At 45.0% G+C, this 17,577-nt stretch carries 17 protein-coding genes and 1 pseudogene; 5 read left to right on the top strand and 13 right to left on the bottom strand.

Annotated features, from left to right (window positions below; all coding sequences use genetic code 11):
* The first annotated feature begins 78 nt into the window (after window positions 1-78).
* From Q0R35_RS17655 to Q0R35_RS17665, 3 genes are all read left to right on the top strand, one after another.
* Entirely contained in the window at window positions 79-684 is a 606-nt protein-coding gene (locus tag Q0R35_RS17655; RefSeq protein ID WP_295621516.1) for a J domain-containing protein, read from the top strand.
* 128 nt (window positions 685-812) lie between these two features.
* Entirely contained in the window at window positions 813-1,841 is a 1,029-nt protein-coding gene (locus Q0R35_RS17660) for a M28 family peptidase (protein ID WP_366944937.1), read from the top strand.
* Between the two features lie 304 nt (window positions 1,842-2,145).
* Window positions 2,146-2,640 (top strand): outer membrane beta-barrel protein, encoded by a 495-nt coding sequence (locus Q0R35_RS17665; protein ID WP_295621520.1) that lies wholly within the window; start codon window positions 2,146-2,148, stop codon window positions 2,638-2,640.
* Window positions 2,641-2,735: 95 nt separating this feature from the next.
* Here the strand turns inward: Q0R35_RS17665 and Q0R35_RS17670 are convergent, their stop codons facing one another.
* The 10 genes from Q0R35_RS17670 to Q0R35_RS17715 form a co-directional block, all read right to left on the bottom strand.
* Window positions 2,736-3,305, bottom strand: coding sequence for a Uma2 family endonuclease (locus Q0R35_RS17670; RefSeq protein WP_295621522.1), 570 nt, complete (start codon window positions 3,303-3,305; stop codon window positions 2,736-2,738).
* Between the two features lie 78 nt (window positions 3,306-3,383).
* A complete protein-coding gene (locus Q0R35_RS17675; RefSeq protein WP_366944938.1) occupies window positions 3,384-4,124 on the bottom strand; it encodes a class I SAM-dependent methyltransferase in 741 nt (246 codons plus the stop codon).
* A gap of 870 nt (window positions 4,125-4,994) precedes the next feature.
* Window positions 4,995-5,984, bottom strand: coding sequence for an aldo/keto reductase (locus Q0R35_RS17680; RefSeq protein WP_295621526.1), 990 nt, complete (start codon window positions 5,982-5,984; stop codon window positions 4,995-4,997).
* Between the two features lie 83 nt (window positions 5,985-6,067).
* Entirely contained in the window at window positions 6,068-6,751 is a 684-nt protein-coding gene (locus Q0R35_RS17685) for a class I SAM-dependent methyltransferase (RefSeq protein WP_295621528.1), read from the bottom strand.
* Between the two features lie 143 nt (window positions 6,752-6,894).
* Complete coding sequence (locus Q0R35_RS17690; protein ID WP_295621530.1) at window positions 6,895-7,071, bottom strand: hypothetical protein; 177 nt, start codon at window positions 7,069-7,071, stop codon at window positions 6,895-6,897.
* A gap of 153 nt (window positions 7,072-7,224) precedes the next feature.
* On the bottom strand, window positions 7,225-8,394 hold the full coding sequence (locus tag Q0R35_RS17695) for an AAA family ATPase (RefSeq protein ID WP_295621532.1): 1,170 nt from the start codon (window positions 8,392-8,394) through the stop codon (window positions 7,225-7,227).
* A 70-nt stretch (window positions 8,395-8,464) separates the two neighbouring features.
* The gene (locus Q0R35_RS17700; RefSeq protein ID WP_295621534.1) at window positions 8,465-9,094 is read right to left on the bottom strand and encodes a Uma2 family endonuclease; all 630 of its coding nucleotides are present in this window, start codon (window positions 9,092-9,094) and stop codon (window positions 8,465-8,467) included.
* 714 nt (window positions 9,095-9,808) lie between these two features.
* Entirely contained in the window at window positions 9,809-10,423 is a 615-nt protein-coding gene (locus tag Q0R35_RS17705; RefSeq protein WP_295621535.1) for a Uma2 family endonuclease, read from the bottom strand.
* Between the two features lie 63 nt (window positions 10,424-10,486).
* On the bottom strand, window positions 10,487-11,254 hold the full coding sequence (locus Q0R35_RS17710; protein WP_295621537.1) for a hypothetical protein: 768 nt from the start codon (window positions 11,252-11,254) through the stop codon (window positions 10,487-10,489).
* Window positions 11,255-11,342: 88 nt separating this feature from the next.
* Window positions 11,343-12,023 (bottom strand): hypothetical protein, encoded by a 681-nt coding sequence (locus tag Q0R35_RS17715; RefSeq protein WP_295621539.1) that lies wholly within the window; start codon window positions 12,021-12,023, stop codon window positions 11,343-11,345.
* A 194-nt stretch (window positions 12,024-12,217) separates the two neighbouring features.
* Between Q0R35_RS17715 and sixA the strand changes: the two genes are divergently transcribed.
* Complete coding sequence (sixA, locus tag Q0R35_RS17720) at window positions 12,218-12,730, top strand: phosphohistidine phosphatase SixA (protein WP_295621541.1); 513 nt, start codon at window positions 12,218-12,220, stop codon at window positions 12,728-12,730.
* A 138-nt stretch (window positions 12,731-12,868) separates the two neighbouring features.
* Here sixA and Q0R35_RS17725 read toward each other — a convergent pair whose 3' ends face one another.
* The gene (locus Q0R35_RS17725) at window positions 12,869-14,476 is read right to left on the bottom strand and encodes an iron uptake porin (protein ID WP_295621543.1); all 1,608 of its coding nucleotides are present in this window, start codon (window positions 14,474-14,476) and stop codon (window positions 12,869-12,871) included.
* 513 nt (window positions 14,477-14,989) lie between these two features.
* Between Q0R35_RS17725 and Q0R35_RS17730 the strand changes: the two genes are divergently transcribed.
* Entirely contained in the window at window positions 14,990-15,580 is a 591-nt protein-coding gene (locus tag Q0R35_RS17730; protein WP_295621545.1) for a hypothetical protein, read from the top strand.
* Between the two features lie 101 nt (window positions 15,581-15,681).
* Here Q0R35_RS17730 and Q0R35_RS17735 read toward each other — a convergent pair whose 3' ends face one another.
* Together Q0R35_RS17735 and Q0R35_RS17740 are read right to left on the bottom strand one after the other, a co-directional pair.
* Window positions 15,682-17,301 (bottom strand): cyclic peptide export ABC transporter, encoded by a 1,620-nt coding sequence (locus Q0R35_RS17735; RefSeq protein WP_295621547.1) that lies wholly within the window; start codon window positions 17,299-17,301, stop codon window positions 15,682-15,684.
* 153 nt (window positions 17,302-17,454) lie between these two features.
* Window positions 17,455-17,577: pseudogene (locus Q0R35_RS17740) on the bottom strand (allophycocyanin); the annotation flags it as partial.

Here is a 17,577-nt window from a genome sequence, read left to right on the forward strand (position 1 = left end):
GGCAATCTCGCCAGAAGATCGATTATAATATATTTGCAATTCTCCGATTGAGAAGCTGCATTAACGAGCATTTTTCAGATGATTAGTAGTAATATTACGCTCGAACAAGCTTATAATTTATTGAGATTGAATCCGTCAGCATCGATCGATGAAATTAAAGCTAGCTATCGTCAGATGGCTAAATCAATGCATCCCGATCTCAATCCCGAAGATCCGACTGCTCGCGATCGATTTAATACTCTCAATCAAGCATATCAATTACTATTAGTAGCAGCTAGAACGACAACTGATAATCTTAATAAAAATACCGCTACTAATGTCGATAGTCAAGATCGAGCTACTTCCGTGCGAGTTAGTTATGTTATCGAGCCAATTTCGCCAGCAGATTTACAGCTCAAACAAGAAATTTTTGAAAGCTTGGAAAAATTAATGCGCCAAGACAATTTTACCAAAGCTGTTTCAACGATCGATCTGTTAGTAAAAGTCATCCCCAACTGTCAAGAAATATCGCGCAAGCAATCGGAAGTTTATTTCAAATACGCACAAGATTTAGTCAAGCAACGCACTCAACTCCATTTAGCACGCACGTATCTCAAAGCATCGCTTAAAATCGATCCTCACAACCAACAACGCTGGGAAGCCGTAAATAGAGAATTTAACCAGATCGAACGATTGACCAAATAGGGAATAGGGAATAGGGAATAGGGGATAGTTATAAATCTTGGATTTTTCAGGCAAATTGAGGCTGCTTTCCAAAAAGCACGATCGATGATATTATAGTCACTGGATAGGTTTGTGCTGTCCTATATACAATAACTGTGAAGCTCAAACTTATCGATCGTGCATCCCTCCAAAGATTAGCCATTCTCGCCGTAATTATTATCTCCCTGCTCATCTTTGGCTGGTCGTTAATGGTGTGGATGCCAGGAGAGAGTTACACTCAAGCCTTACCGCCGCTGACAGCCGCCCAAATTGCTTTAAAAGGTCGCCTCAAGAGCGATGTCGAAACCCTCGCCGTCAAAATCGGACGACGGAACCAGAGCAACTATCAGAACCTAATTGCTGCCAAAGACTTCCTCGATCGCGAATTAACACAGGCGGGATATACCGTCCGCGAACAGCAATACACCATTGACGGCAAAACCTTCAGCAACCTCGAAGTCGAAATCCTCGGTAGCAGTCGCGCCGCCGAAATTCTGGTCATTGGCGGACATTACGACAGTGCTTTTACCAGTCCTGGCGCAAATGATAACGGTACTGGCGCAGCCGCAGTCCTCGCCCTCGCACGAGAATTCGCCGGGACAAAACCCCTGCGAACCCTAAGATTCGTCGAATTTACCAACGAAGAACCGCCCTACTTCTGGACGAAGGACATGGGGAGCCTAATATATGCCCAAGCAGCTAAAGCGCGCGGCGATAAAATTGTGGGTATGTTTAGCTTAGAGACATTAGGCTACTTTAGCAACGCAGCAAATAGCCAAAAATATCCGCCACCACTGAGCTTATTATATCCCAACCGAGGCAATTTTATCGGGTTCGTGGGGAATATTGATTCGCGAGAATTACTCCGCAATACGATGCGATCTTTTCGCGCTCAAGTCAAGTTTCCCTCCGAAGGTGTAGCTTTACCCAATGTAATTCCGGGGGTCGGTTGGTCGGATCATTGGTCGTTTTGGCAACAGGGTTATCAAGCATTGATGATTACCGATACCGCACCTTTTCGCTATCCCGATTATCACACAGATCGCGACACTGCCGACAAAATTGACTTTGATAAGCTCTTTAGAGTAACTAATGGCATTAATAAAGTAATTCGCGATTTTGTGGGGTTAGCAGGCTAGATAAAGACTGCTAATTAAATTTAGTTTCTCTGGTTAACTCGTTCGTTCGACCGTGATTTTCAGACAGCAGGATGAGGATTTGGCACGACATTTTTGGTTGAATCTTCAGTAGCTTTATCCCTCATCATAATCGACAGTATTTTGTATTTCGATTGTTAACAAGCTCCGGCGGCTGGTATGCACAAAAGTGTCTGTTTCGATCTTCAATATTTAGTTGCAAAGCTAGCGATCGACTAGCTATTGACAATCGAATATCTAAGGATTATAGTGGAATTACTTATGTAATTTTAACCCCGGTTCAGTTATGATCTTCAAAAAATCGGTTTTTGCAGTAGCTTCGTTATTAACAGTATCTTGTACTTTGCTATCGGCTGGCGGTGCAAGCGCACAAGAAAAAACTAGCTATGTAGGTCTGAGCCTCAGTTCCATTGGCGGCACAACTTTTTACGGTGTGAATTCTAAGTTTAAAGTTGCAGATAGTATTTCGGCTAGACCGTTTTTTCAATTTGCTAGTGCCTCATCTGGTTCGACAAGTGCTACGTTATCTGTGTATGGTGCGAGTGCTACTTATGACTTCAGCCTTCCTAGCACTCAATTTGCTCCCTATGCTGGGATTGGTTATTTAGGTGCTTCTCTTTCCGCTACTGGCCCCGGTGGTAGTGGTTCGATAAACTTAGGATCTGGCATCTATTTTGAAGCTGGTACTGATTATAATATTACCGACAGTATCGCGCTCAATGCTAACTATAAATTCAAAGACAATGGATATTTTAGCTTTGGCGGTGCATATAGATTCTAACTGATGAATCGGATCTATATTTGGTTGAATTACCAAATTATAGTCGATAATAAAAGCTCCTTAGGGAGCTTTTTAAGTACATATTTTAGGGCAGGTTAAGTAATTTGTGGTGGAAAGATCGTAGTAAGATCGAGATTAACTTCTGAAAAGTGTGGCAGATTAATCGATCGAGGTGGAATGATAATTTGAGTACTAGTATAGATCGAGCTTTCGGGTTGACGGTATATTTCAAGGCGATTATCTACTAAATTAACAATCCAATATTCACTAATTCCCGCCGCTGCATAGAGAGCTGCTTTGGTATTGCGGTCGAAGTTTAGTGTCGAGTCGGCGACTTCAATTACGAGGATAATATCGGTAGGCGTGGGATGACTATTAACGTAGTTATCTGCTCTGAGTCTGGCGATGACAATATCTGGTTCTGGTTCGCTATGATTAGGCAGAGTAATCGGATCCTGACAACGAATTTTAGCTCTTCGCCCCAAGATCGCGAACAACTCACTCATTAATTCGGTAGTAGAAACAGTATGTCGAGTGCCTTTTGCTGCCATATTGAAAATTTGCCCTGAAATTAATTCTACTCGCTCACCATTCTGAACGATGCCACTCTCAAGCATCCGATGATAGTCGTCAATGGTGATGGGACGGATTTGAGTATTAACCATACGATCGATGTTGTGGAAATACAGTTATCTCTATGATATCGGGTGGAGGAGAAAGTTGGCTAGTCGGCTCGGTTGTCGTTACATCTTTTGATAACACCGAGTGGTGATAAAATAGGGATGAAAAACTTCGAGAAAGTTAGCTTGGAGAACTTTAAAAAAGCGATCGATAGTTGCCGAATCGTCTAAATGGAAGGGAAATTCTTGGTTGGCTCCTTTAGAAAAATACCAGTTAGTAATCATACTGCCTGGATCTGTCAAAAGTTCGTGAAACTTTAATAGTTGTTGACTCGGTTCTGGTAAATGTTCCATCACATCAAAACAAGTAATCGTATCGAATTTTGCAGATGGATCTAATTCCATGCAACAAGTAATTTTTGACTCTAAATTTAATTGTCGAATCCGGTGTTTGACAAAATTATAATTAACAGGATTGATATCGCAATAAACAACGTGACTGACATCGGGACATAACGCCGATGCGATCGCATGAGTGCCAATTCCCCCGCCAAAATCTAAGACTCTCCCCCGCGCTCGATCTCCAATCAACCGTAATGTATCGCCAATATAATCGGTACTAGTTAAATGCCAAGTTGCCAATTCAAATAAATAAGCTTCACCCACCCGATCGCGATAAAATTTACTGGCATCATCCCAATTAAAATCGCGTCGTCCTAATTCGGCTAAATCTTGTAAAGCAGTGGCAAATTTTGATTCTAGCTGTGCGGCATCGATATCTAAAAATTGGTGAAGATGTTGCTTTAAATTAAATGCATCTTGCCAATAACCACTCAAATGCGGCACGATCGGAAATGTAGACATGTGCCAATGACGGGTAAATTTGGACTGGTATTCGTTGACTGGGTTGCTCTTGTGGAGCATCGACGAATCCCGGCATTAACTATAACATCTAGGCGGCGATCGGTGGGGCAGCGGTTAAATTCGATCGAACGCTCGGTTGAGATGCTCCCGATGTTAGTAACGCGATCGAACTGGGCATCATAAGGTGGACACCTTAACACCGCCAAATGTTACTAGTAGTCTGCCGGAAGGGTAAATCGATGCTCAACTACGAACATCGTCACCATTGCAGTAGCCTGCTTCGAGCTAGATTTAGGATAGAAAACTACTATTTAGAATTTTGTCAAGAGTGTTATGACTAAAGATTTGCAAATTTAATCTCGTTCGAGCGAGTTAAATGACTAAATTTGCTCTACAATCGATTACGTCTGTAGACGATCGATGCGTTTTCAGTCTGAGCTAGATATCCACTGTCTGGCGATCGCACAGCTATAATCTATCGTTCATCTTATCGGGTGCTATAAAAATGCTTCTAAACACTTGGGTTAAAACCGATCGAAAATGTCCCAAATGTGGCACCGATCGCATCCGTCGAGATCGTCGCAAGAATAGATGGGAAAAAATAGTTTCCCTCCTCAATATCTATCCATACCGCTGTAGTCAACATCACTGTAAGAAACGTTTTTACCGTTTTGGCAGAAATTTATAGTAGTTGGCTAAAATTGGTACATAATCGATCTGTGCGATCGACTTCACAGCAAAATTCGGTGCCGATCCAGTAATATTTGAAAGTGGCGATCTGATGATGTTGAATTGCTAGCGATCCAGATCCCCGACTTCTCCAAGCAGTCGGGGATCTTGTGCCTCACCGCAATGATGCAAGATGTGAGGCTATAAATCAACCATTTGCATCATTGCAGCGGGATAACGATCGCCAGCAGCGGCTCCTTTAGGCAAGACAGCATCGATGAGAGCCAGTTCTCGATCGGTTAATTTAACATCCAATGCGCCGAGATTTTCGAGTAAATAAGCAACGCGCTTGGTACCTGGAATCGGGACGATATCATCGCCGCGATCGAGCAACCAGGCGATCGCTAGTTGTGCGGGCGAACAATTTTTAGCACTAGCCATTTGCTTAATCTGCGCGACTAAATCTAAATTTCGCCCAAAATTATCGCCCTGAAATCGCGGCGAGACACGTCGCCAGTCATTGGCATCTAAATCCTCAAAAGTCTTAATTTCCCCAGTCAGAAAGCCCCGTCCGAGGGGACTCCAGGGCACAAACCCGATCTGAAGTTCGTGACAAGTCGGCAAAATTTCAGCTTCCACATCGCGGCTCCAGAGCGAATACTCGCTTTGCAATGCGGCGATCGGATGCACTGCATGAGCGCGGCGAATCGTCTGTGCGGATGCCTCGGATAAGCCCAGAAACCGGACTTTACCCTCTTTTACCAGCTCCGCCATCGCGCCAATTGTGGCTTCGATCGGGGTATGAGGATCGACGCGATGCTGATAGTAAAGATCGATTGTGTCTACTCCCAACCGCCGCAAACTAGCCTCACAAGCCGATCGCACGTACTCAGGACGACCGTTAACGGGGATGGTATATCCGCCCGTACTGATATCGCTGAGTCCAAATTTGGTGGCGATAATTACCTTGTCGCGACGATCGCTAATAGCTTTAGCAATTAATGTTTCATTATGCCCAGCACCATACGCATCAGCCGTATCGAGAAAATTGACACCCAGATCGATCGCCTGATGGATGGTAGCAATCGCCTCTGTTTCATCCGCAGCACCATAAACGCCGGACATCCCCATGCAGCCTAATCCCAGAGCGGAAACTACCAATCCACCATTGCCGAGTTTGCGAAATTGCATCGTGTCGGATCTCCTGTAAGTCATTTATTTAATGGTACCTATTCAGGCGCGATTATCTTCGATCGGCTACGCCAACGGCAACATTAACCTGACAAACCACCAATTAAGATTACCGAAACGGGTTGACCTGTCTGCGGATGGATGGGTTCGCAGATTTCAATTAGCGAGAGTCCGTTGGCGGTATAAAGTTCGATCCAGGTGGCTAAAGTCCGAAAATACCACGGAGCGGGATCGGTAAACTCATCGCTAAACCCATCCCAAGAGGAAGCTCTCCAGCCATCGATGTAGGGAAGATCGCCGTTCGCAATCGTTGGATGTAGAGTTTGCACGATGAATGTACCACGATCGGTCAGCAATGATGGCATCGATCGACATAAACCTTCCACAGATTCCTTGCCAATTAGTGAGAAATTGGCAACTACCACATCAAATTTTTTCGCTAACTTACCAGCGGCGATCTCGGCATAAGTAGCCACTTCAAATTCACCCGCTCCCATCGTGCTGGCGCGATCGATCAATGCTGGGATCGTATCGGTACCGACGACATTCATCCCCCGATCTACCAATGCTCGTGTCAGCCAACCTTCACCGCAACCCAAATCTAGCACTGTCTTACCACCACGACTGACGACAGCATCGACGATCGATCGATCTGTTATCAGGTTGCGACTTTCGATTTGCCGTTCTGCAATTGCAACGATCCAGGGGGCGGCATTTTTAAACCAAGATTCGATAATTTTACCATCGTTGTCCGAATCGATCGTCATACTTCCTTCCCAGTGCTAAATTAGAGCTAGTCGATCGAAAAATCTCCATTAGATTGTGTCGGATCTTCTGTAAGTCATATATTTAATGGTACTCATTTAGGAGCGATTATCTTCGATCGGCTACGCCAACGGCAAGAGTCGATTTAGGTAAAGCCCAACCTTTTGGCTAATTGATAACCCAATAAAATCCCCACTACACCGCCGATAATCGTAAACAGAATTCCAACTAGTGAAAATGAATCTTCACCCCACAGGCTCGGAATATAACTCCCCACGATCGTGCCGCCAAATGACCCCACCCCAATTAGCAATTTAGTCATTTCGTCTCAACCTCTGGCAATATCGATCGTGTATCTCTTTAGAATGCCCCAATCGATCGAGATTGTTTGCGGCTCAGTTGTAAGTTGCCCCGCTGCCTGTTTTTGGATATGTTCGCTCGGCAATTTAAAACTTTAGAATCGGTACGATAAAATTCAATCGACAACTTGCAACTCGGCAAAATCGCAATTAAGTACCGCCGCCGCTGCACTATCCTGACGCTGAAGATAATTTTGCCAAGCCGCAGGCGAAACTCGATAATTACCCAACTCCCGACCGATTTTTGCAGCTAAATGGGAATCGGGAAAGAAACACAAAAACATTTTAGTGCAACTTTGGGCATTGAGATAACCTAGCTCGAACGCGCGATCGCACCTACCCGGACGAATCAGGGCGGGATCGAGCTGTTCGCGATGATTAGTCGTCAAAATCGTAATACTGCCCTCGACGGCTCCCGCGCCATCGAGGGTATTGAGCAACGCGCTAAACGATAGCTCTCCCAAAGGCTTGCGCCCAGTAAAGACACTATCGATATCTTCGAGGGCGACGATCGAAGTTGCCGTAATTTCCGACCACGCCCGCAGCAGCGCGCTATCGTCCATATCGGTCAGAGAGAGCGATACAAGCTGCCGACCATAAAAACTAGCGATCGCCTGAATCAGCGAGCTTTTACCCGTACCTGGGGGGCCGTAGAACAGATATCCCCGCCGCCACGGAATCCCCCGTTGTCGATAAAGATCGCGACTGGCGAGAAATCGATCGAGATCGGTGAATAATTCGGTTTCGGTAATAGGATCGAGGGCGAGAGTTTCCCGTCGTCGCTTGGTTTGAGTTCGCACGATCGAAATTGTCCCACCAATCAGCCGGACGATTAAAGGAGCCTCGACATTGTAATTTGTCTCAATATCAGTCAGCCATGCTAGCATTTGCGGCTGCCACCAGCGCAATGTCGCCAACGTGAGGAGCTGGGTATTTTGCAAATCGGTAACTTTAACATCGTGGCGATGGATGCCGATATATGCCCCCCGATAACCCACGCCAATCCAACCCGCACGCGGTTCGAGTCTAGTTTTGAGAGTTGGGGATTCGATCGCAGGTGGTACTAACGGTGTCGAAGTATAAATCAGTTCGCTAAAATCATACACTTTGCCAGTCCGCTCTAGTTCCCAACAAATGGCACTATAAATCGGATTGGTTTCGGCGATCGTAATTTGGCACAACACTCGTTGCAGTCCAAACTGAATGATAATTTTGAGTAATTCGCCTCCATACCGAATGACTAAACCGCCTAAAAATAGCCAAATCGGGTCGAGACTATTAAACATATATAGCAGATTTGGCTAAGATTACTGAGTCCATTTATCTATTTATAATAAAACCAACTGAACGATCGTATTAGAGATTTTCTCGAACCCACTTGCGTAAATTTTTCACCGCCTGATTTACACCTTCAGTTTGACACTCTGCGATAGACTTCAGCACTCTAGCCGGAGCTAATATCGGGAAGATCGAAGAGCGATCGACTGCTACATATTTATCAGACTGCAACTGATAAAATATTAATTCTGCCCCATCATATCGCCACACTTCTCCGACTCCCAATGTCGCATATAAAGCGAGTTGGTTGAGCGAACTGCTGGTAATATCGATTTCTACGGCTAAATCGGGTGGTGGATCTTGAGTAAAATCTAGTTTGGTTTTGCCGCGTACTGCGAGTTCGTTAGCAAAGTAGTAACAGGAGTCTGGTTCTTTCCCTGCTGCGAGATCTGGACGTTTAATCGTCATCGAGCCGGATGGCGCATAGTCGAGATCTGTTGTTTCGGCGATGGCTGATATTAGCCGCTCGATGAGACGATTACTATGTTCGTGCTCGAACAGTGGAGACATAAACTCTAAACTTCCTTGATAGTAGCTCAGTCGCGCTTTCCCATCATCGCCGATTTCGGCAAGGAGACTTTCATAGAGCTGCCAACTGATATTTCGGAGAAAGGTTCTCTCTTCACCTGTATTTATAACTGTCAACATCGCTGTACCTCTCAATCTCTCTGAGTGATGCAATTATTATAGCTTACCCCAACTAATCGAATCGACAACTCTTGAAAGTATCATTCTTGCTTTTGTCGGCACTCAAGATCCTTATTTCGATTGCACTAAAGAGGAAAAATTAATCGTCACTTTAGTCAAATATTTATTAACACGATCGAGTCAAATTACTTGTTTACAATTACTTTATATTACTTTCTAGTACTGGGAAAATGTATTAGCAATCCTGACTTTTAGTTTACTATTCGCGTAGCAGTTTAGATGGAAGTCTCAATCTAGGGTGTACCAATAACAAGGGTTGAATCATTGAGGAGTGCAGTGAGGTGAAAGTCTCATGCTGCGTTTCCTCCATCTAAGTACTAGATGGAGTTGATTTCTTCTGAAACAATTACTTAGTTTGAGAAAGCAATATTCCGAAATTCAAATGGACCTATTTTCATTAATGGAACTTGATTGATTCCTTCTGGCACACTAAATGTAAAAGTTCCATTGTAATTAATCCCTGGGGCTATAGTTTTAATCAACTCATTTAACTCAATCTGACGATCTGCACCAGTACATCGCAACTTCCCCTTCACTGGGGAAGCTGCTCGATCGGAAACTATATCACTGAATTACTTGAAGAGCGATCTATTACAGCTTCCCCTTAACTGGGGAACCTACTCGATCGGAAACTTGAGCGGGAAGGGAGTAATTTCACTTAAAAATCGAACCCAGATCCAGCGTAAATCCAGGCAGTACATCTTCGCCGCTTAGACTAGTGGGGGATTGCAATACCTCTACATCCTGTCCCAGGCGGTAAATCTCAACCTGCTGCTTTTGCGGATCGATCGGCCAGCCCAGGCGCACCCCCGACGCTCGATACTCCTCCATCTTTTCTCGCAGCTTCGACATTCGTTGGCACAGCCTCTCCTCTGGAGAATCTGTATCAGATCGCAGCTCGATTGCAAAATCGGGAATTACTTGCGGAAACTTAACGCCAGCCGGGACATCGCGAAGCTTAGACTTTTCAATCCAAGTTACATCAGGCGATCGAATGGCTCCATTGGGTAGGGTGAATCCACCAGATGAATCAAAGACTCTTCCCAGCTTGGTTTGACGATTCCAAAGATTAACATCAGTGGTTAAGTCGGAATTTTTCTCCGAACTTTCGTATCCCGCAGGTGCCATGACAATTAATTCTCCATTGGCTGCTAGCTCTAGTCGTAAGTCTGGATTATCTTGGCATAACTGCTCAAACTCCTGATGAGTAATCCGAAGAGTGATATTATGAATGTCTAGTAAAAGTGGCTTAGTTTCTAGTAATTGCATAATTTATTCAGTGTTTTTCATGAAAGCATGAATTATTGAACATCGGAAAAATTACGATCGATATTAAGGCATCCACTCGAAGCCAATCCCGACGCGACTGTCGTAGTTTTCTTTGGCATTCTGTTGCTGGAGATCGGTAGATAAGCGAATATTATTGGTAATGGCGAAGCCGACAGATAGAGTTGTCAAGCCTGTTTCTGTACCGCTGCCTAAGCCCACCCAGCTTTGACTGAGTGCGATATCGGCACCGCCGCCGCGTGAGGGCACGAGCATGAGTTTAACGCCCAAATTTAAGCCATCGCGGTTGTATTTATCGGTTTGGAGATGGCGAAACCCAACGAGCGGGGTGACATTGAGATAACCGCCTAAAGGTAACAGATAATATTGAGCATCGGCACCATAAGCACTGCGGCTACCGCCGGAATTATAATTAGCACTGGCTGAAAGTCCGCTGCGCCCGAAAAATACATCATCGACAGCGACATGTACGCCGCCAGTTTGATTAGTAGAGGGATATTGAGAATAGCCAACTTTTACCCGCGTGCGAAAACTGGGATCTCGGCGAATATCGTCCATCACATCGGGAATGCCTTTGAGCCATTTTTGCAAAACGGGGCTACCGTTGAGAATTTCTGGGCTGACATCGATGGTGGGGTTCGGCTGTGCTGCTGGCTGGCTGGTGGCTGGCGCAGGATTTTGAGCGACTCTCGCTCCGCTAGCGGGGTTGGCGAAACTCGGTAGTTGTCCCCAGCACCCCAAACATAGCAGTGTTCCGATCGCAGTTTGGCACAAACGCCCCAGACTAATAAGATAATAATTTCGGTTTAGCAATTTAATTAGTGGCGATCGCTAATGCGTCGTGCTGATGCTACATGGATTGATACTGTCATATTTTAGCATTGGGGCGAAAATTTGCGGTTTAACTCTCATGTCGATCGGGTGTAGGATCGATCGGTGTAGTTGGGAGATAATCATCGTGTGCGATGGCTACAGAGGGAAAGTCACCCAATGTCGGTTGAGCGGCGGGAAACGCAAATCGCGGCGCGTAGTTGCGAGGCTGGAATAACCGAATTGCGCTTTGGGCGTGATAGCAATAAGCGGCGATAATAAACCACGCACCAAACCAAGATTTAGATTCAAAACCATAACCATCGAGATTGCACAACAAATTTTCGGCGACGCTACCCCACGCAGGATTGCCACAGACATTCAAACCGTGAGTAAATAGTCCTACCATGCCAAATGAGACGGCGATCGTCGCTGTCGCGGACACTCCCGCCCCCAATGCGCGGATTTTAGGATACCAGCTTGGGGGTTCTGTGTTTCCTAGCAACCAGAGCCACTGAAATAAGAAGGCAAAAAATAAACTCGGCAACAATAAATTCATCGCCATCGACAGTACGCCGATGAGATATTGACGATCTTCAACGATCGCATTTACTGAAAAATGCCAGCTAGCACCCAAAAAATTAGCCACAGGCAAGCCAAAAGGCAATAAAATTAGAGACTGCAACCAAGCTTTCCGCTTGGGTAAAACAGCCGTCCATCGGAGCCGTCGATTGCTGCTAGCTCCGAATTTTTCACTAATAGATCTTGTCATAACTACTGCACCCGCGATCTCATCAACATATTTACCCAGGATCTAGAAATTCTTGCCTTTGAAAAGATAAGTTTCTACGACCATCCATTTTATAATTCCCAATCGATCGCATTGTGTATCGATCGGCAATAATTAGTTACCCGCTAGTTATCATCCGATAGTTCGACCACAAGTATCAAATCATTAACAAAAGTATGTACTTATACTTAATTCGTCACGGCATTGCTACCGATCCAGATCCTTTTGCTGTCGATAAGATTGCCAGCGATGAGCTGAGATCTCTTACTAAACTCGGACGTAAAAAAGTCGAACAAGTTGCCGATCGATTGATAAAATTAGAGGTAGAATTCGATTTAATTATTACTAGTCCGCTAGTGCGTGCGCGCCAGACTGCCGATCTCCTGCTCGACAACCAACTCAGCTCTCAACTAGAAGTTTCTCAAGAATTGAAACCGAGCGGCAATCTCCCCGCCTGGTTGCAGGAATGGGATGCTCGTTCGATCGATCCAACTACTATCTCGCAGCTAGCGTTAGTCGGGCACGAGCCAAATTTAAGTCAGTGGGCAGAATTATTTGTATTCGGTAAAGTCTGCGATCGATTGATACTTAAAAAGGGCGGCATTATCGGTTTAAAATTTGAGAAAAATCGCCTCGCAATCGGGACAGCTCAACTATGTTGCCTATTATCACCTAAATATTTAATTTAGTTCGGAGATGGGAGTTTGGAGATGGGAGATAAGAGAGATCGGTAAAACATAAAAAAATCAGCCAACGGTAATAGATTTCCGCTGACTGATAAAATTCGAGCTAAGATTGGGACGAATTATTAAATGAATTGGTAATTATTAGAACAAGAAAGTAGTTCTGATTACACCAATTAACGCACTATTATTAGTAACTTGGTCGGGAGCAGTCAGGTAGATCAAGCCAGGGGTAATCGAGATATTGTCGCTGAATTTGTACTTGTAGAAACCTTCAAAGTGCAAGGGCGTACTGCCGACACCGCCAACATAGGGTTCAGCACCGACAAATAAACCAGCCAGACTGCCTTTACCATCGACATCAGGGAAGGAAATACCGCCACCATAACTCCAAATATTGTCGGTGTTACCAGTAGTGCTGCGACGAGCATTGGTGGTCATTGCAAAACCATTGAAAGCGAGTTTCTCGCTGGCTTTATATGCAAATTCTAACCCGAAGGAATTAGCAGTAGTCCGACCGAGAGCTACATTATTAGCTAACGGAGTACCAACAATTACACCAGTACCGTTAAAGATAGTGCCATTGTGGGAGCTATTGATGTAAGTAACACCAGCTTCTAATTTAGGACTTAGTTTGAAGTTGAGTTGTCCGAACAGTGAATTATCGGTACCGAATAATCCACCAGAGACAGGCGGCGTATTTACAGGGCTATTGGCATTAAACGCAAAATAACCGAGCGATACCGATGTCAGTCCGGTATCGGCAATGGGGATGTTTGTACCGACTCCAGTACCACCACCAATTTTGTAGATGGGGCTAGATTCGGCAAATGCCGACAATGCGCCGCTAGCACCGCTAAAATCGTCAAAATTAGAGCCGTAGCTGGGGGCGTAGTCTACTTGCAGACCGTTAAATGCGGCTACATAGACGTTGGTGTTCGCGACAGGGAACTGATAAGCCAACCAGTCTAAACCGAAACTATTGTTACCACCAGTTTCAATTACCTGAGCGCCTGTGGTGCTTGGGCTTTTGAAGTTACCACCGAGGGAAGGTTGGTTGCCTGTGGCTAAACGAGTCCAGAGGATATCTTTACCAGTGAAGCTACTTTGAAATAATAACCGCACCCGATCGCCTAAGACAACATTACTATTATTGCCACCACTCAAAAGACCAGTAACGTTAAATACGGCTTCACCTTTAAGTTTGGTGGTAGTCGAAAACTGATTTGCTTGCAGTTGGGTGACTTTTTTATCTACACCAGTCAACCGACCATCGATTTCAGTCAGTTGGGCGCGATATTCTTGAGTGAGTCTTTTGAGGACTTCGAGATCTGCTTGAGTGACACTACCGGGCTGCTGCGCGAGCATGGGTTCGACTTTGGTCAAGCAGGTGTTTAAACCCCGTGCGAACTCAATTTGAGAGGTCGGTTGGTTGTTGAGATTGGGGTTGCAACCATATTTAGCTGCAAAGTTTTGCAGGGCGGTATATTGCCAGTCGCCCGGTTTGACAACTTCGTTAGCAACGGCATCGGGGTCTGTCGCTGGCTTGCTAGCAGGATTGACTTCACCAGCCGCGATGCTGACGGGTTTGGTGCCACTTGCTTTGTTTAAAATTAAGCTGCTACCCGCGTTTGTCGGGGCGGTGTCGAGGCTATTTGGCTGTGGTGTTGCCATTGCCCTAGCCGATAGCGACATGGCAATGCCTAACGCAATCGGGCCGATAAATACAGATTTCCAAAACGCTGATGACATTCGGGTGGTGCTCCTCACAATTAATTTTTAGGATATTTAAGCTGACAGGATCGATCGGATTTTCAGATACATTTATGTAGTATAATAATTATCATTACCAACGATTTTCGCTAGCTCGGACGATCGCACACTACGCGCAACATATCTTAATTGCCCGATCGGGATCGATACTGATATTTACGATACAGTTATGGCTCTAATCGGCTGTCGAGACGACTTTTATTATCTGCCGCAACCACTCGCTTCAGATCGTCGCGATTTGCTGTCAACTTAAAATTAGTATACATTTTAGACTGAATAGTGACAATCGATACAAAATCTGGATTGAATCTCCGATCGGTTATTTGTAGTATATTGGCTCGATCCGATCGGCAACCTCATCTACTCCATAGTCATAAAATACCCGAACCGCTCTCAAAATTAACATGAGTGCGGAGAAAGATCGATTCTGTCGATCGAATTGGGCATTCTAAAGCTATGACCATTGTTAGGTGTGGATGTAGGTAGTCAGCAATGAATGAGCAACGGCAACAGAGCCAGTCAGATCTCGATTTGTGTATGACCACAAATAAACTCGGTCAACTTGATGCGATGGAGATCGATCGTAGTAGGATAGGACTAGCTCCAGTCAAGCGCGGCGCGGCATTTGCCTCGGCACTAAAAGCCAAATTCGATGGTACGCGTCCAGTTATTGAAGACGTAATTTTTGCCACCGTAGAGTGGGATGAATTAACAGCAGGTAAAAACTGGCTGGATGTCTCGCATCAGCAAGATCGAGATCGGCTCGATAAACCATATTACGCGACTAGCATTACCAATCGATCGACCGAAAAGATTCGGATCGATCGATTTGGGACTTATATTCAAACAGGTAAAACGCTCGTTTTGTGTTCGATTACGGGCGGTTTTTATAGCCGCCAGCAATTTCAAGAATGGTACGAGCTAGGCGATAGTCAGTGGCTCGAACCGGGGCAAACAGTGACAGATCCCAATACTTATAGCAGCCGGGGTGTCTATTGGGCTTATTTTGGAACTAGTGCTAGCGGTGAAAAATTTGTCGCAGGTGCAGCTTGGAATGGTAAGCCGTGGTGGAAATTCTTTTAGGTGTTAGGTGTTAGGTTTTAGGCTTTAGGGAATATGGAATAGGGGAAAATTGCTAGAATTTTTAATCTAATACCTAATACCCAATACCCAATACCCAATACCTAATTGACAATTTTACCGTAATCTAGTTTGAGAACTCGATCGGCTAGATGAAAGTAGCGATCGTCGTGACTGATGACTAAAATTGTTTTACCGCGTTGTTTTAGCTCTGGTAATAGTTGTTGATAAAAAACTTCTCGAAAGAACGGATCTTGGTCTGCTGCCCATTCATCGAATAAATAAATTGGGCGATCTTCCAGGTATGCTGTGAGTAGGGCTAGACGTTTGCGTTGACCTTGAGAAAGAGCGGTAGTAGAGAGTTTACCATCGCGGACGGATACTTTATGACTGAGTTCGAGCCTATCGAGATAAGTTTTAGCTTGTGAGTCTAGATTGTTCGATTGTAATCCTACCATCCGATCGAATAAATAAAAGTCGGCAAATACCGTCGAAAATAACTGACGATAAAGTTCGCGATTGCGATCGTCTACTACTTTACCATCGAGCAACATTTCGCCAGCATCGGGCACATATAAGCCCGTCAGCAGCTTGGCTAAAGTCGATTTACCGCTACCATTACCACCAACGATAAATATTAGTTCGCCCGGATCTATTTTCAGATCGATCGGCCCTAATGTAAAGGTATTTTCTTCACCTGCAAGCTGATAGTTATGGGTAGCTTGCCTAATTTCAATCCGCTGAAATTCACCAGCATCGGTATCGGTGCGCGCTAACGTTTCCGCACGACTTACCAACGATAACCCCAATGCATCGATCTTTTTGAGTGCGACACCTGCTTGACTGAGATTGGGGAGAATTGCTAAAGTATTGCCGATCGGTCGCATCAGATAAGAAATAGTCAGCACGTATCCAGATAAAAGCTCGGCAGTAACTGTTTGAACTTGGGGTAAACCGTAGACTAGTAACCCTAACAGTAAAAAAAATGATAACTCACCCACCCCAGTCGATAATGCGATCGCCCGTTGAGATCCGATTCGATAAGTTCGTAAATTATCAGCCGTGCTTTGCAAATCTGCTTCTAAAAAATCTTCCCGCCGCTGGGTATGCAATTTGAGTTCTTTAATCCCATTGGTAATTGCCTGAAAATGCTTCATCAACGCATCATTTTCTTCTCGCGCTTCAGTAAATAGCCGCACCGCTTGGTTAATTAGCACTTGCACCAGCGCAATCGATAGCCCCATAAATATCAGCGTTCCCAACAATACCCAAATCGATAACCAGCCTAAATAAGCTAACGATGCAATCGTAATTGCGGCATTCACACACAGCGTCGGGATGCTAAATACACCGCTAGAAATTGATTGAATATCTTCAGTGAGTGTAGTTAGTAAGCGATTTGCACCCAATTCTTCCAGATGTCGGAGGGGGGAAGCTAAAATCCAGCCACTAATTCGCAATCGGAGTTTGTAAATAGCATCTTGCGCCAAATGAGCCAGCAAAAGCTGAGAAATGATGTTTGTTATCAAAGCGACGCTAACTAAGCCCACAAAGCCCCACAGAAGCTCCTGCGGGGCTTGTGGTTGGGTTGGGGTAATCTGGCTAATCGATCGATTGATAATCGCGATCGCCGCAGCACTACCAATACCGCTAATCGCTCCAGTAATGCCAGCAACTACGACACTCAGCCAAGCTGCTTTGAGCAGAAACTCAATCAAATTCATAGGGAAGTTGGGAGATGGGAGATGGGAGTAAGGAGTAATTGTGATTTATGTACGATCCGCCAAGTAAAAAGATCGCTGAAAACCCTCGGTAGGGGCAATTCATGAATTGCCCCTAGCGAGGGTTTTCAGACATGGATCGACTCTGAATGCCGATTAAGACATTTCTTGAATGATGTAATCGAAATAAGGAGCGGCGGCGGCGGCATCTTCTTCACTCAGGCGGCTTAAAGCTGCTGTTTTGAGTGCGACGATCGAATCAGCCATTCCTGCAACTGG

This window comes from Chamaesiphon sp. GL140_3_metabinner_50 (assembly GCF_025361915.1).
GTDB lineage: Bacteria > Cyanobacteriota > Cyanobacteriia > Cyanobacteriales > Chamaesiphonaceae > Chamaesiphon.